Genomic DNA, 12,719 nt, shown 5'->3' on the forward strand with positions numbered 1-12,719 from the left:
AACCGACATACTTGGAACATGAAAGGCCCCGCTGTGTCTACCTCTGAACTGCACGGAAAAGTCGTCCCTGAGCCGGTCAATGCCGCCGACCAGCTGGATTTTCACGCGCTCAACGCGCTGCTGAATCTGTACGACGAGGACGGCAAGATCCAGTTTGATAAGGACCGCGAGGCCGCCAACCAGTTCTTCCTTCAGCACGTAAACCAGAACACCGTCTACTTCCACGACCTGGAAGAGAAGATGAAGTACCTGGTGGACAACAAGTACTACGAGCCGGAGGTCATCGAGGCCTACGACTGGGAGTTTGTCAAAGACACCTTCAAGCGCGCCTACGGTTTCAAGTTCCGCTTTAAGTCCTTCCTCGGCGCGTACAAGTACTACACCTCCTACACACTGAAGACCTTCGACGGGCGTCGCTACCTCGAGCGCTTCGAGGATCGCGTCGCAATGACTGCGCTCTTCCTCGCCGACGGCAACGAGAAGCTCGCTTCCGCGCTGGTGGATGAGATCATGACCGGTCGCTTCCAGCCCGCCACCCCGACCTTCCTCAACGCTGGCAAGGCCCAGCGTGGCGAGCTGGTGTCCTGCTTCCTGCTGCGCATCGAGGACAACATGGAATCCATCGGGCGCGCGATCAACTCCTCGCTGCAGCTGTCCAAGCGCGGCGGCGGTGTGGCACTGCTGCTTTCGAACATCCGCGAGTCCGGCGCGCCGATTAAGCACATCGAGAACCAGTCCTCCGGTGTGATTCCGGTGATGAAGCTTCTGGAGGACTCCTTCTCGTATGCCAACCAGCTCGGTGCTCGCCAGGGTGCAGGCGCGGTGTACCTGAACGCCCACCACCCGGACATCATGAAGTTCTTGGACACCAAGCGCGAGAACGCGGACGAGAAGATCCGCATCAAGACGCTCTCGCTCGGTGTGGTCATCCCGGACATCACCTTCGAGCTGGCCAAGCGCAACGACGACATGTACCTGTTCAGCCCGTACGACGTCGAGCGCGTCTACGGCAAGCCTTTCGCCGATATCTCCGTGACGGAGAAGTACGAGGAGATGGTCGAGGATCCGCGCATCCGCAAGTCCAAGATCAACGCCCGCCAGTTCTTCCAGACCCTCGCGGAGATCCAGTTCGAGTCCGGTTACCCGTACATCATGTTCGAGGACACCGCGAACCGCGCCAACCCGGTCAAGACGGGCCGGATCAACATGTCTAACCTCTGCTCCGAGATCCTGCAGGTCAACTCGCCATCCGAGCTGAACGAGGACCTCACCTACGCCGAGGTCGGCCACGACATTTCCTGCAACCTTGGTTCGCTGAACATCGCGATGACGATGGACTCGGACAACTTCGCCCGCACCGTGGAAACCGCCATCCGGGGCCTGACCGCTGTCGCTGATAAGACCGCCATCCACTCCGTGCCATCCGTGCGTGAGGGCAACGACGCGTCGCACGCGATCGGCCTTGGGCAGATGAACCTGCACGGCTACCTCGGCCGCGAACACATCCACTACGGCTCCGAGGAGGCCCTCGACTTCACCAACGCATACTTCGCCGCGGTGATGTACCAGGCCATCCGCGCCTCGCACGCAATTGCGGTGGAGAAGGGGGAGCGCTTCGCCGACTTTGAGAAGTCCGAGTACGCCACCGGCGAATTCTTCGACCGCTACGATCCGGCGGAGTTCCAGCCGAAGACTGACAAGGTCAAGGCGCTTTTCGACGCCTCCGATATCGCTGCCCCGACCGCCGAGGAGTGGGAGCAGCTCAAGCAGGATGTTGCCCGCGACGGCATCTATAACCGCTACCTGCAGGCCGTGCCGCCGACCGGCTCGATTTCCTACATCAACAACTCCACCTCGTCGATCCACCCGATCGCCTCGAAGATTGAGATCCGCAAGGAAGGCAAGATCGGCCGCGTCTACTACCCGGCGCCGCACATGGATAACGAGAACCTGGAGTACTTCGAGGACGCCTACGAGATTGGCTACAAGGCGATCGTGGACACCTACGCGGTGGCCACCCGCTACGTGGACCAGGGGCTGTCGCTGACCATGTTCTTCAAGGACACTGTCACCACCCGTGACCTCAACCGCGCCCAGATTTACGCGTGGACCAAGGGCATCAAGTCCCTGTACTACATCCGCCTGCGCCAGATGGCGCTGGAAGGTACCGAGGTTGAGGGCTGCGTGTCCTGCATGCTCTAAGCGGTCCTAGTCCGACAGTTGAGCCCCGCGCACCGAGTGCACGAGTAGTGCACGAATATGGTGCGCGGGGCTATTTGCGGCAGCCTACACGCTGCTACGACATCCGCTAGATTGCCAAGAATTCCTTGACACCGGTGAGCAGGTTTCGGGAGGCGAGTTCGGAGGCCGACGCGTCGCCGTCGGCAATAGCCTGAGCCAGGTCGATGTGGATACGCATCGCGGGCAGGGAAGGCTCGTCCGGCATGATGCCGTAGCGGGTTCGGCCCTCGAGCACGTGCATGATCGGGTCTGCCAGGGTAGAGAACATCTCGTTGCCGGAGGCGTGGAGGATGAGCGTGTGGAATTCCTTGTCCGCATCGAGGAATTCGGGGGTGTTGCCGGCACCCGCTCCGGAGAGCTCCACCAGCAGGTGGGCGAGTTCCAGCAAGCGCTGCGCCTGTGCCGGGGTGGCGTGCGTCGCGGCAAGCGAGGCAGCGACCGGTTCGACGGCGGTACGCAGCTCGTTGAGCGAGGTGATCTGCGCCGGGCGTTGCTCGGCGCAGGAGAGGCGCCAGTTGATCACCGAGCGGTTAAATACCGACCAGTGCTCCGCGGGCAGCACCTTAATACCGACGCGCCGGGAGGAAGAGACCAGTCCGAGCTGCTCGAGCGCGCGCATCACTTCTCGCGCGACGGTGCGCGAGATGCCGAAGCGGGTGGAAAGGTCCTGGAGCGTAAATGTGTAACCGGGTTCGAGCGCACCGGAGATGATTTGCTCGCCAAGGGTATCCAAAATTGACGTGAGCAGAGGCTCAGTGGAAGGTGATTGGGGTGCCGCCATTGTGTTTCGACCTCGTATAGTGGGAGAACGGGAAATAGGACTACCATTATCTTAAACCAGTACGGCCGTAATCCAAACAAAGGCCTATCATAAATCGACACACGCTGAATTCGATAGTATATGAGCCATGAGTGAGGAATATCAGGAGTACCTTGACAGCCACCCCAATCCGATTAAGGCCATCAACTGGAACGAGATCCCGGACGAGAAGGACCAAGAGGTTTGGGATCGCCTGACCGGTAACTTCTGGCTGCCGGAAAAGATCCCCGTGTCGAATGACATTCCGAGCTGGAACACGCTCAACGACGCGGAACAGCTTGCAACGATGCGAGTATTTGCCAACCTGACGCTCTTGGACACGATCCAGGGCACAGTAGGGGCGGTGTCGCTGATCCCGGATGCGCGCACGCTGCACGAGGAGGCGGTCTACACCAACATCGCTTTCATGGAGTCGGTGCACGCGAAGTCATACAGCAATATCTATATGACGCTGGCGTCCACTCCGCAGATTAACGACGCCTTCCGCTGGACCGAGGAGAACCTGCAGGTGCAGCGCAAGGCGAAGATTATTAAGTCCTTCTACCGGGGCGACGATCCGCTGAAGAAGAAGATTGCCTCGGTCATGCTGGAGTCCTTCCTCTTCTACTCGGGCTTCTACCTGCCGTTGAACTGGTCGGTGCACTCCAAGCTGACCAATACTGCAGACATTATCCGCCTGATCATCCGAGACGAAGCCGTGCACGGCTACTACATCGGCTACAAGTACCAGGTCGGTGTGCGCGAGGAGTCGCCGGAGCGGCAGGAGGAGCTTAAGGAGTACGCCTTCGACCTGCTCTACGACCTCTACGAGAACGAGCAGCAGTACACCGAGGACATCTACGACCCGCTGGGCTGGACCGAGGATGTCAAGCGCTTCCTGCGCTACAACGCCAACAAGGCGCTGAACAACCTCGGCTACGAGGGCCTGTTCCCGGCCGATGAGACGAAGGTATCCCCGGCTATCCTCGCCTCCCTGTCCCCGAATGCGGACGAGAACCACGACTTCTTCTCGGGTTCGGGCTCGTCCTACGTCATCGGCAAGGCAGAAGATACTGCCGACGAGGACTGGGATTTCTAGAGCGCCTCTCAAGCATGCGTATCGACGCCGCGCTTTACCCGACACGCGATCAGCCTAAAGTTTGATCCCCAACGGGGTGAGCGTGGCGTTGGTCCGCGCCGGTTTACCACTTTCGGGGTGAACCGTGCGCAATTCCGGCCCGTAAGGCTTCGCCCACTGTGTCTGAGCTGGAAAACGGCTTGCGTTGTGGGCGAAACGGGGCGCTTAGCGGCTCACCTGCCATTTGGCTGTGTACTGCATTCGCCAACTACTCGCGCCGCGAGACGCAAGGGCCTATTGTTAAACCTGTAGCCGGCCTGGAAGGGCTGGCAATTCCATAAGGCGATCACCTATGATGAACCGGTATCGCAAAGGACTCGCTTGAAAAACATGGGCGAGCCGTAGTCAGGAGGATCGAATGACCGCTGTGGCGCCAAGGCTGGACAATCACGTCCCGCCGACACGTCCGGAGCCGACGGGCAATGCACGTCGTGGCTCCAAGATCTACTTGCAGTTAACCACGACCGACCACAAAGAACTGGGCATCATGTACATCATCATGTCCTTCGTGTGGTTCTTCCTCGGCGGACTTATGGCGCTGCTTATCCGCGCGGAGCTTTTCAGCCCGGGTATGCAGTTCCTGTCCAACGAGCAGTTCAACCAGCTGTTCACCATGCACGGCACGGTGATGCTTTTGGCATTCGGTACTCCGATTGTGTGGGGCTTCGCTAACTATATCCTGCCGCTGCAGATCGGTGCGCCGGATGTGGCCTTCCCGCGTCTGAACGCGTTTGGTTTCTGGCTCACCAGCGTCGGCGTTGTCGCTATGCTGGCAGGCTTCCTCACCCCAGGTGGTGCAGCAGACTTCGGCTGGACCATGTACATGCCGCTGGCTGACGCGGTGCACACGCCGTCTGTCTCCGCGAACCTGTGGATCGTCGGCGTCGGCGCAACCGGTGTCGGTACCGTTGCTTCGGCAATCAACATGCTCACCACGGTGCTGACAATGCGCGCGCCGGGCATGACCATGTTCCGTCTCCCGGTATTTACCTGGACCGTGTTCGTGACCTCGATCATCGCCCTGATGATCTTCCCGCTGTTGCTCGCAGCTGCACTCGGTGTCCTGTACGACCGTCTGCTCGGTGCACACATCTACGACACCGCTAACGGTGGCTCCATCCTCTGGCAGCACCTGTTCTGGTTCTTCGGCCACCCGGAGGTCTACGTCCTGGCCCTGCCGTTCTTCGGCATCATCTCGGAGATCGTCCCGGTCTTCTCCCGTAAGCCGATCTTCGGCTACATCGGCCTGGTCTTCGCAACGCTGGCTATTGCTGGCCTGTCCATGGCTGTGTGGGCACACCACATGTTCGCCACCGGCGCAGTCCTGCTCCCGTTCTTCTCCTTCATGACCTTCCTGATCGCCGTGCCGACCGGCGTGAAGTTCTTCAACTGGGTCGGCACCATGTGGAACGGTCACCTCACCTTCGAGTCTCCGATGCTGTGGTCGATGGGCTTCCTGTTCACCTTCCTCTTCGGTGGCCTGACCGGCATCATGCTGGCATCCCCGCCGCTGGACTTCCACCTGCACGACTCCTACTTCGTGGTGGCGCACTTCCACTACACCCTGTTCGGCACCGTGGTGTTCTCCGCTATTGCTGGCGTCCACTTCTGGTTCCCGAAGATGACGGGCCGTATGCTGGATGAGCGCCTGGCAAAGATCTCCTTCTGGCTGGTCTTCATCGGCTTCAACATGACCTTCCTGGTCCAGCACTGGCTGGGTAACATGGGCATGCCGCGCCGCTACGCCGACTACCTGGACACCGACGGCTTCACCTTCCTGAACCAGGTCTCCACCGTTGGTGCCCTGATCCTGGGTATCGGTATGCTGCCGTTCATCTGGAACGTGTTCAAGTCCTGGCGCTACGGCGAGGTCGTCACCGTCGACGACCCGTGGGGCTACGGCAACTCCCTCGAGTGGGCAACCTCCTGCCCGCCGCCGCGCCATAACTTCACCTCCCTGCCGCGTATCCGCTCCGAGCGCCCGGCGTTCGAGCTGCACTACCCGCACATGGTGGAGACCCTGCGCCGCGAGGCCCACACCGGTCACAGCACCGAGGGCCCGGCAACGTGGAAGGGCGAGACCGCCGGTTCCACCGCGGTGACCAAGTAGTCGTCGCGTAACGCGCGAACCCCCTGACAGAAGACCCCTCACCGCTTGGTGAGGGGTTTTGCTGTGCTATGGTCACCTTTTGTGACTGATCAGCCAGCGTTTGAAGTAGAACTGCAGCCCGGTTTGAAGGCCGCAGTCATTTCCACCTCCGGCCCGGACCGCCCCGGCGTGTCCGCCGAATTCTTCACAGTGCTCTCACGCCACGGTGTGCAGCTTCTCGACGTGTCGCAGACCGACTTCCGCGGCCGCATGATGCTCGCGGCACTCGTCGGCATGGATCCGCTTGCGCTGACCGACATTGAACGCGAGCTACGCGCCGGACTGTGGGAGTACGGCCAGCGCGTCAACATTGAAACGGATGCCGCTGCCCGCGGCGTCTCCCGCCCCCGCTCCACGCACGTGCTCGTTGCGCTGGGCAACCCGGTCAACGCCGAGGCGATCTCGAAGGTCGGCGCCGAAATGGCGAAGGTGGGCGCAAACATCGACGCCATCGGTGGCATCACCCAGTATCCGGTCACCGGCCTGGAGTTCCGGATCACTATGCCCGATTACACCCCGGGCGACGGGCAGGAACTGCGCAAGCGGCTCGCCGAGCTGTCCGCGGAGCTCGGCATCGACCTCGCGATGGAGCACGCTGGCCTCCACCGGCGCGCGAAACGTCTGGTGTGCTTCGATTGTGATTCCACGCTCATTACCGGCGAGGTCATCGAGATGCTCGCCGCGCACGCGGGCCGCGAGGATGAGGTCGCCGAGGTCACGGCACGAGCGATGCGCGGCGAGCTGGACTTTGAGGAGTCCCTGCGGGAGCGTGTCAAGGCGCTCGCCGGGTTGGATGCCTCGGTAATCCAGCAGGTCGCCGCAGATATCGAACTGACTCCGGGCGCCCGGACGACGATCCGCACGCTGAACTCTCTGGGCTACCGCACGGCTGTGGTCTCAGGCGGGTTCATCCAGGTGCTCGAGGATCTGGCCGAGGACCTTGAGCTTGACTACGTTCGCGCGAATACGCTGGAAATCGAAGACGGCAAGCTCACCGGCCGGGTCATCGGTAAGGTGGTCGACCGCAGGGCGAAGGCCGACTTCCTCGCCGAGTTTGCGGAGGATTCCGGGCTCGCAATGTCGCAGACCGTTGCCGTGGGCGACGGCGCCAACGACATCGATATGCTCTCGCGCGCCGGTCTTGGGATTGCGTTCAACGCGAAGCCTGCGCTGAAAGAGATTGCGGATGCCTCGGTGAACTTCCCGTTCTTGGACGAGGTGCTCTACATTCTGGGCATTCCTCGGGAGGAGATCGACTCCTCCGACGAGGCGGCGGGCATCGACGACCGGCGCCCGTTGTGAGGGAATCGGCACATGGGTTGCTCGCGGCGTCGATACACAAAGGCACCGGCGACCCTGAAGACCCGGCAGCGGTGCAGGCGATGCAGATGGTGATCAACCTGCCGAAACAGCAACCGCCTGCGCGAAACGCGATGCTGGTGTGCGCGGCGCAGGCCGCGGTGCTCGTGTGCCTCGACGAGCGAGCGGCGCGCGAAGGCTTCTGGCGCGAGCGGCTCGAAGCTTGGTACTCGCGCAGGATCCGGAAGGTGGCGCGGCGCGCGCGGAACAAGGCATGGGAGGACGTCCAGGCGCTTCCCGGCATCACCGTCGGGTGCGTGCGCGCGTTTGTGCCATGCGCTGTCTCAGAGGTTCCCCACGAGGTGGCAAAACTGCAGATTCGCGGCACCGATTTGCCTGCCGACGAACATCCGCTGCCACTCAACGACGCCGCCCCCACAATCCTTATCGACTCCTCGCTCGAGATGACCGCAGGCAAGGCCGCGGCACAGGTGGGACACGCCTCCATGCTGTACGCGGCGGCGCAGCCTGAGGCAGAAGTCCGCGAGTGGGTGGCTGCCGGTTGCCCGCTGAACGTGCGCGAGGTGAGCGCAGGCGAGTTTGCCGCCCGGGTCGCCGATCCGCGCGCGGTGCCGGTGCGCGATGCCGGGTTTACCGAGGTGGCGCCGGGCTCCACGACGGTGCTTACGCTGCCGCCGGGCGTATTCGCAGAAGTGTGACCGCTTTAGCCTTGCCTGACCAGGCGCTCGAGCGCGCCGGTGACCACGTCGAGCCTGTCGGTCTGCCAAAACGGCGGCAGCGAACGGCGGAGAAACGCGCCGTAGCGCTTCGTGACCAGGCGGTTATCTAGCACTGCGACGACCCCTCGGTCGTCCACCGAGCGCAACAGCCTGCCGACGCCCTGCGCCATCAGCAGTGCAGCGTGGGTGGCGGAGACCTCCATGAAGCCGGAGCGGCCGGCGGCGTCGGCGGCGTTCGCGCGGGCTTGCAGGAGCGGGTCGTCGGGGCGGGGGAAAGGGATGCGGTCGATGATGACCAGCGAGAGCGAGCTGCCCGGGACGTCGACGCCCTGCCACAGCGAAAGCGTGCCGAAGAGGCAGGAGTTTTCCGCGTTGCTGAATTCCGTCACCAGCGCGCCCGTCGAGTCCTCTCCTTGCAGGAAGATGTCGAAGGGGAGGCGCGTGCGCATCGCCTCGGCGGCCTGTTCGGCGGCGCGGCGCGAAGAAAACAGGCCGAGCGTGCGCCCACCCGCGGCGGTGATCAGCGTGGCAATCTCGTCCAAGGTGTCGCTGTGTAATCCGTCGCGGCCTGGTGCCGGCAGGTGGCGTGCGGTGTAGAGGATGCCGGACTTCGCCGGGTCGAACGGGGTCCCGGCGTCAAGGCTGTCCCAGGAGTCGTCGGGTAGGCCCCAGGCTGCCGCCATTGCGTCGAAGTTGCCACCGACGTTCAGGGTTGCGGAGGTGAGCACGACCGTTTGCTCGCCGAAGAGGTTTTCCCGCAGGAGTGCGGCGACAGACAGCGGCGCGACCGCGACGGAGTCGCCGAAGCGCTCGCTGCGCGTCAGCCACACCACATCCGTGTGTTTGGCTGGGTCCTCTTCGTCGAATACGCCGAGGATGCGCACGATCGCGTCGTGGAGGTCCCCGAGGTGGTTTTTGAGGTTTGTGCGCTCGGCGAACTTCTCCGGGTTGTGCTCTGACTCACCCTCGGGGCTATCCGCGATGCTCAGCCGTGTTTTCCACAGTGCGTCGCGCAGCGCGGCGAACGCGCCGCGGGCCGGCTCCGAGATGTGCTCCCAGCGCCCGGGCTGCTCGAGATCCAGCACTGCGGCAAGGTCGTCCTTGACGTTCTCGAGTTCCTCGCCGTCGCCGCCGATCTTGGTGGCACGGCGGGCCGCCAGCGTCAGCGCGCGGGCGGAGATCTCGTTGGTGGCGACCGAGGTGATGCGTTGATCCAGCTCGTGCGCCTCGTCGATGATCACCGCGTCGTGTTCGGGCAACACGTTGGTATCCGACAGTGCGTCGATAGCCAGCAGGGCGTGGTTGGTCACCACGATGTCCACGTCGCGGGTCTTTTCGCGGGCAAGTTCGGCGAAACATTCCTCGCCGTGCGGGCAGCGCGTGGCGCCGAGGCACTCGTTGGAGGTCACCGACACCTGCCGCCAGGCCAGGTCGGGCACGCCGGGGGTTAAGTCGTCGCGGTCACCCGTCTCAGTGTCCTGAGCCCACTCGGCGACGCGTTTGACGTGGCGGCCGGTCCAGGACAGCTCGGCATCGTCGATAAGCGACTCCTCGCCCTCGTCCTGGGCGAGCTTGTTTAAGCAGAGGTAGTTGTTGCGGCCTTTCTGAATCGCGAATGTGGGGCGCTGCGCGAGGTGCGGCTCCAGGGCATCCGCCAGCCGTGGCAGGTCGCGCTGCACCAGCTGGCGCTGGAGCGCGAGCGTGGCCGTCGAGACCACCACAGTGGTGCCGTTGGCCTGCGCGTAGCGCACGGCGGGCACGAGGTAGGCGAGCGACTTGCCCGTGCCGGTGCCGGCCTGGACGGCGAGGTGGCGCTGCGAATCCAGTGCCTTTGCCACTGACTCCGCCATGCAGTGCTGGCCCTCGCGGCGCGCGCCGCCAAGCGCTGCCACCGCGGCATCCAGCAACTCAGTGGTCGCCTGGCTTAAGGGGACATCCCCGCTGGTGCTGGTGGGTGCTTTGTCGCGTTCGCTCACATCGTGCAAGTGTAGCGGCAAGCGGGGTAGGGGATTACTCGCCGGGGTCGGGGAAGCCGACGAAGCGGGTCGGGATTGCCGCATCGCCCCGCGACAATGCCAGGCCCTCCCAGGGCAGCGTTTCGCGCGCGGTTGCGTGCAGGGCGCGGGCCGTTTCCAGACCGCCGTGCTGACCCTCGTACTCGTCGATGAGCTTGCCGTCGCGCATCATCGGTACGACAAGCTCCTGGTAGTCCAGGTTGGGTTTGCGGGTGATCTCGCCGTCGAGTGGGCAGATGATCTCGGCAACCGCGACGCCGGAGGCACGGTAGCCGCGCAGCGCGGTCTTCGCCCCACCGTAGGTTCGCTTGCCTGAGGAGCGCTTTGCCACCGGGTGGCCGTCGACCTCGACGAGCTTGTACACCAGCCCGGCGGTCGGTGCGCCGGAACCAGTCACCACCGAGGTGCCAACGCCGAAACCGTCGACGGGGTCGCCGCGCAGCCCGGCGATGGTGAACTCGTCCAAGTCGGAGGAGACGATGATGCGGGTGTTAAACGCCCCGGCCTTATCCAGCTGCTGGCGCACCCGCCGCGACACAATGCCCAGGTCGCCGGAGTCGATGCGGACCGCGCCCAGGTCGGTGCCGGCGACCTCGAGGGCGTGCTCCACGCCCTTCGTAATGTCGAAGGTGTCCACCAGCAAAGTGGTGTCCACGCCCAGGCGCTCAATCTGCGCGCGGAATGCGGCCTTTTCATCCGGTGCACCGTTGTCGTCGACGTGCAGCAGCGTCCACGAGTGAGCGGCGGTGCCTGAAGGCGGAATGCCGTGGCGCAGTGCGGCTTCCATGTTGGAGGTTGCGTCGAAGCCTGCGATGTAGGTGGCGCGGGCGGCGCTGACGGCGGCCTGCTCGTGGGTGCGGCGCGAACCCATCTCGATGATCGGCCGACCGTCCGCGGCGGAGACCATGCGCGAGGCTGCCGAGGCGACGGCGGAGTCCGCGTTGAGGATGGACAATATGACGGTCTCTAAGATGACGCACTCGGCGAACGTGCCGCGCACCGTCATGATGGGGGAGTAGGGGAAGTAAATATCGCCCTCCCGGTAGCCGTCGATCTGGCCCGAGAAACGGTAATTCGCCAGGTAGCGCTTCGCCTCTTCGGAGAGGAAATCGGCCGCCTCGATCTGCTCCTCGGTGAAGCGAAACTTGGAAATCGCATCCAGCACACGCGCCGTGCCGGCGACCACGCCGTAGCGGCGCTCGCTGGGCAGCCGGCGGGTAAACACCTCGAAAGCGCACTGGCGGTGTGCGGTGCCGTCCTGCAGCGCGGCGTCGAGCATGGTCAGCTCGTACATGTCGGTGAGGAATGCGGTGGAATACGCAGAGTCAGTCATAGTGATACAGAATACGCTCTGCTAGGGGGAGAAGGCGACGACCACCCATACCTGGCCGTCGCCGTAGGCCACACCGACGCCAATGCTGCGATGTTCCGGGTTGAGGAGCACGTCCATGTGCTCCTGGGAGTGAATGATCAGCTCGAGGAAGGCGTGCCCGCTCGCCTCTGCGACCGGCATGCTTGCCGAGACCTGCCCGATGTCGCCGCCATCGCCTGGATCCAAGGACGGCTGCTCTTTCGTCACAGCGTTGCCCTCTGCGTGCTGCTGGGCAAGACGCTGCAGCTCGGGGTCCGGGCTGACTGGCGGCAGCGCGTCGTCGATACGCAGCTGGCGCACCGCGATGAAGAAGTCCTGGCGGATTTCCTCGAGCTTCTGGGTCGTCTCGAAATCGGGATCGACGTATCCCGCGCGCCGCTCCTCCGCGGCGGGGTTGGAGGAGCCGGAGGAAGGGTGCTGTGCGGCGCTGACGGTGAGCGCGACTGCAGCGATGAGGCCGAGCACCCCGAGGATGGCGCGTAGTAGCTGCTCGTTGCTGATTGGAAGTTTCTGCACGGGTGCGGCCTTTCGATCTATGGCACGTGTCTGTGGCTGAGGTTGCAATGCAGCCTAGCAACCGCCCGCGCAACGTGCCCGGCGAGCAACCGGTAGGCTGGGGCGCATGAATTGCGAATCCACGAGCCAGGTCCCGCAGCTGAGCTCGCCGATGGCAACGCCGGACTTGGAAGAAGACCTGAAGTTTGAGGTTGCGACCGGCGAGAACCTGCCATGGATGTGCATTGTGTGGGACGACCCGGTCAACCTGATGAGCTATGTCACCTACGTGTTCCAAACCGTCCTGGGCTATGACCGCAAGCGCGCGAACGAGCTGATGATGCAGGTCCACACAGAGGGCAAGGCCGTGGTCTCCTCGGGCGAGAAGGACAAGGTCGAGGGCGACGTTAAGAAGCTGCACACTGCCGGCCTGTGGGCGACGATGCAGCAGGCAGGGTAGAAGGGGACAAC

Annotated in this window: 10 protein-coding genes; 6 read left to right on the top strand and 4 right to left on the bottom strand. The window is 63.4% G+C overall.

All coding sequences use genetic code 11. The features are described 5' to 3' along the window. The first annotated feature begins 18 nt into the window (after positions 1-18). Complete coding sequence (nrdE, locus tag M3G14_RS09815) at positions 19-2,202, top strand: class 1b ribonucleoside-diphosphate reductase subunit alpha (protein WP_259926350.1); 2,184 nt, start codon at positions 19-21, stop codon at positions 2,200-2,202. A 106-nt stretch (positions 2,203-2,308) separates the two neighbouring features. On the opposite strand, the gene M3G14_RS09820 is transcribed toward nrdE, so the two are convergent. Continuing rightward, positions 2,309-2,974 carry an FCD domain-containing protein gene (locus M3G14_RS09820; RefSeq protein WP_311201366.1) on the bottom strand — a complete coding sequence of 222 codons (666 nt, stop codon included), beginning with the start codon at positions 2,972-2,974 and terminating at the stop codon, positions 2,309-2,311. Positions 2,975-3,149: 175 nt separating this feature from the next. Here M3G14_RS09820 and nrdF point away from each other — a divergent pair, with 175 nt between their 5' ends. The 4 genes from nrdF (at position 3,150) to M3G14_RS09840 (ending at position 8,345) form a co-directional block, all read left to right on the top strand. Beyond that, positions 3,150-4,139 (top strand): class 1b ribonucleoside-diphosphate reductase subunit beta, encoded by a 990-nt coding sequence (gene nrdF / locus M3G14_RS09825; RefSeq protein WP_259926352.1) that lies wholly within the window; start codon positions 3,150-3,152, stop codon positions 4,137-4,139. 397 nt (positions 4,140-4,536) lie between these two features. Continuing rightward, complete coding sequence (gene ctaD / locus M3G14_RS09830; protein ID WP_259926353.1) at positions 4,537-6,288, top strand: cytochrome c oxidase subunit I; 1,752 nt, start codon at positions 4,537-4,539, stop codon at positions 6,286-6,288. Between the two features lie 81 nt (positions 6,289-6,369). After that, positions 6,370-7,629 carry a phosphoserine phosphatase SerB gene (gene serB / locus M3G14_RS09835; RefSeq protein ID WP_259926354.1) on the top strand — a complete coding sequence of 420 codons (1,260 nt, stop codon included), beginning with the start codon at positions 6,370-6,372 and terminating at the stop codon, positions 7,627-7,629. Next, positions 7,626-8,345: a peptidyl-tRNA hydrolase gene (locus tag M3G14_RS09840; protein WP_259926355.1), complete on the top strand. Its 720-nt coding sequence runs from the start codon at positions 7,626-7,628 to the stop codon at positions 8,343-8,345. The genes serB and M3G14_RS09840 overlap by 4 nt, the downstream gene beginning before the upstream one ends. Before the next feature lie 5 nt (positions 8,346-8,350). Here M3G14_RS09840 and M3G14_RS09845 read toward each other — a convergent pair whose 3' ends face one another. Genes M3G14_RS09845 through M3G14_RS09855 form a run of 3 tightly spaced genes read right to left on the bottom strand, consistent with a single transcriptional unit; the run spans position 8,351 to position 12,269 of the window. Then, positions 8,351-10,342 (bottom strand): ATP-dependent DNA helicase, encoded by a 1,992-nt coding sequence (locus M3G14_RS09845; protein WP_259926356.1) that lies wholly within the window; start codon positions 10,340-10,342, stop codon positions 8,351-8,353. Between the two features lie 34 nt (positions 10,343-10,376). Then, positions 10,377-11,714, bottom strand: coding sequence for a nicotinate phosphoribosyltransferase (locus M3G14_RS09850; RefSeq protein WP_259926357.1), 1,338 nt, complete (start codon positions 11,712-11,714; stop codon positions 10,377-10,379). Positions 11,715-11,735: 21 nt separating this feature from the next. Further along, positions 11,736-12,269, bottom strand: coding sequence for a CAP domain-containing protein (locus tag M3G14_RS09855; protein ID WP_259926358.1), 534 nt, complete (start codon positions 12,267-12,269; stop codon positions 11,736-11,738). 106 nt (positions 12,270-12,375) lie between these two features. On the opposite strand from M3G14_RS09855, the gene clpS reads away from it, so the two are divergent. Continuing rightward, the gene (gene clpS / locus M3G14_RS09860; protein ID WP_083316890.1) at positions 12,376-12,708 is read left to right on the top strand and encodes an ATP-dependent Clp protease adapter ClpS; all 333 of its coding nucleotides are present in this window, start codon (positions 12,376-12,378) and stop codon (positions 12,706-12,708) included. Positions 12,709-12,719: the final 11 nt, after the last annotated feature.

Source organism: Corynebacterium sp. p3-SID1056 (genome assembly GCF_025152525.1).
Classification (GTDB): domain Bacteria; phylum Actinomycetota; class Actinomycetes; order Mycobacteriales; family Mycobacteriaceae; genus Corynebacterium.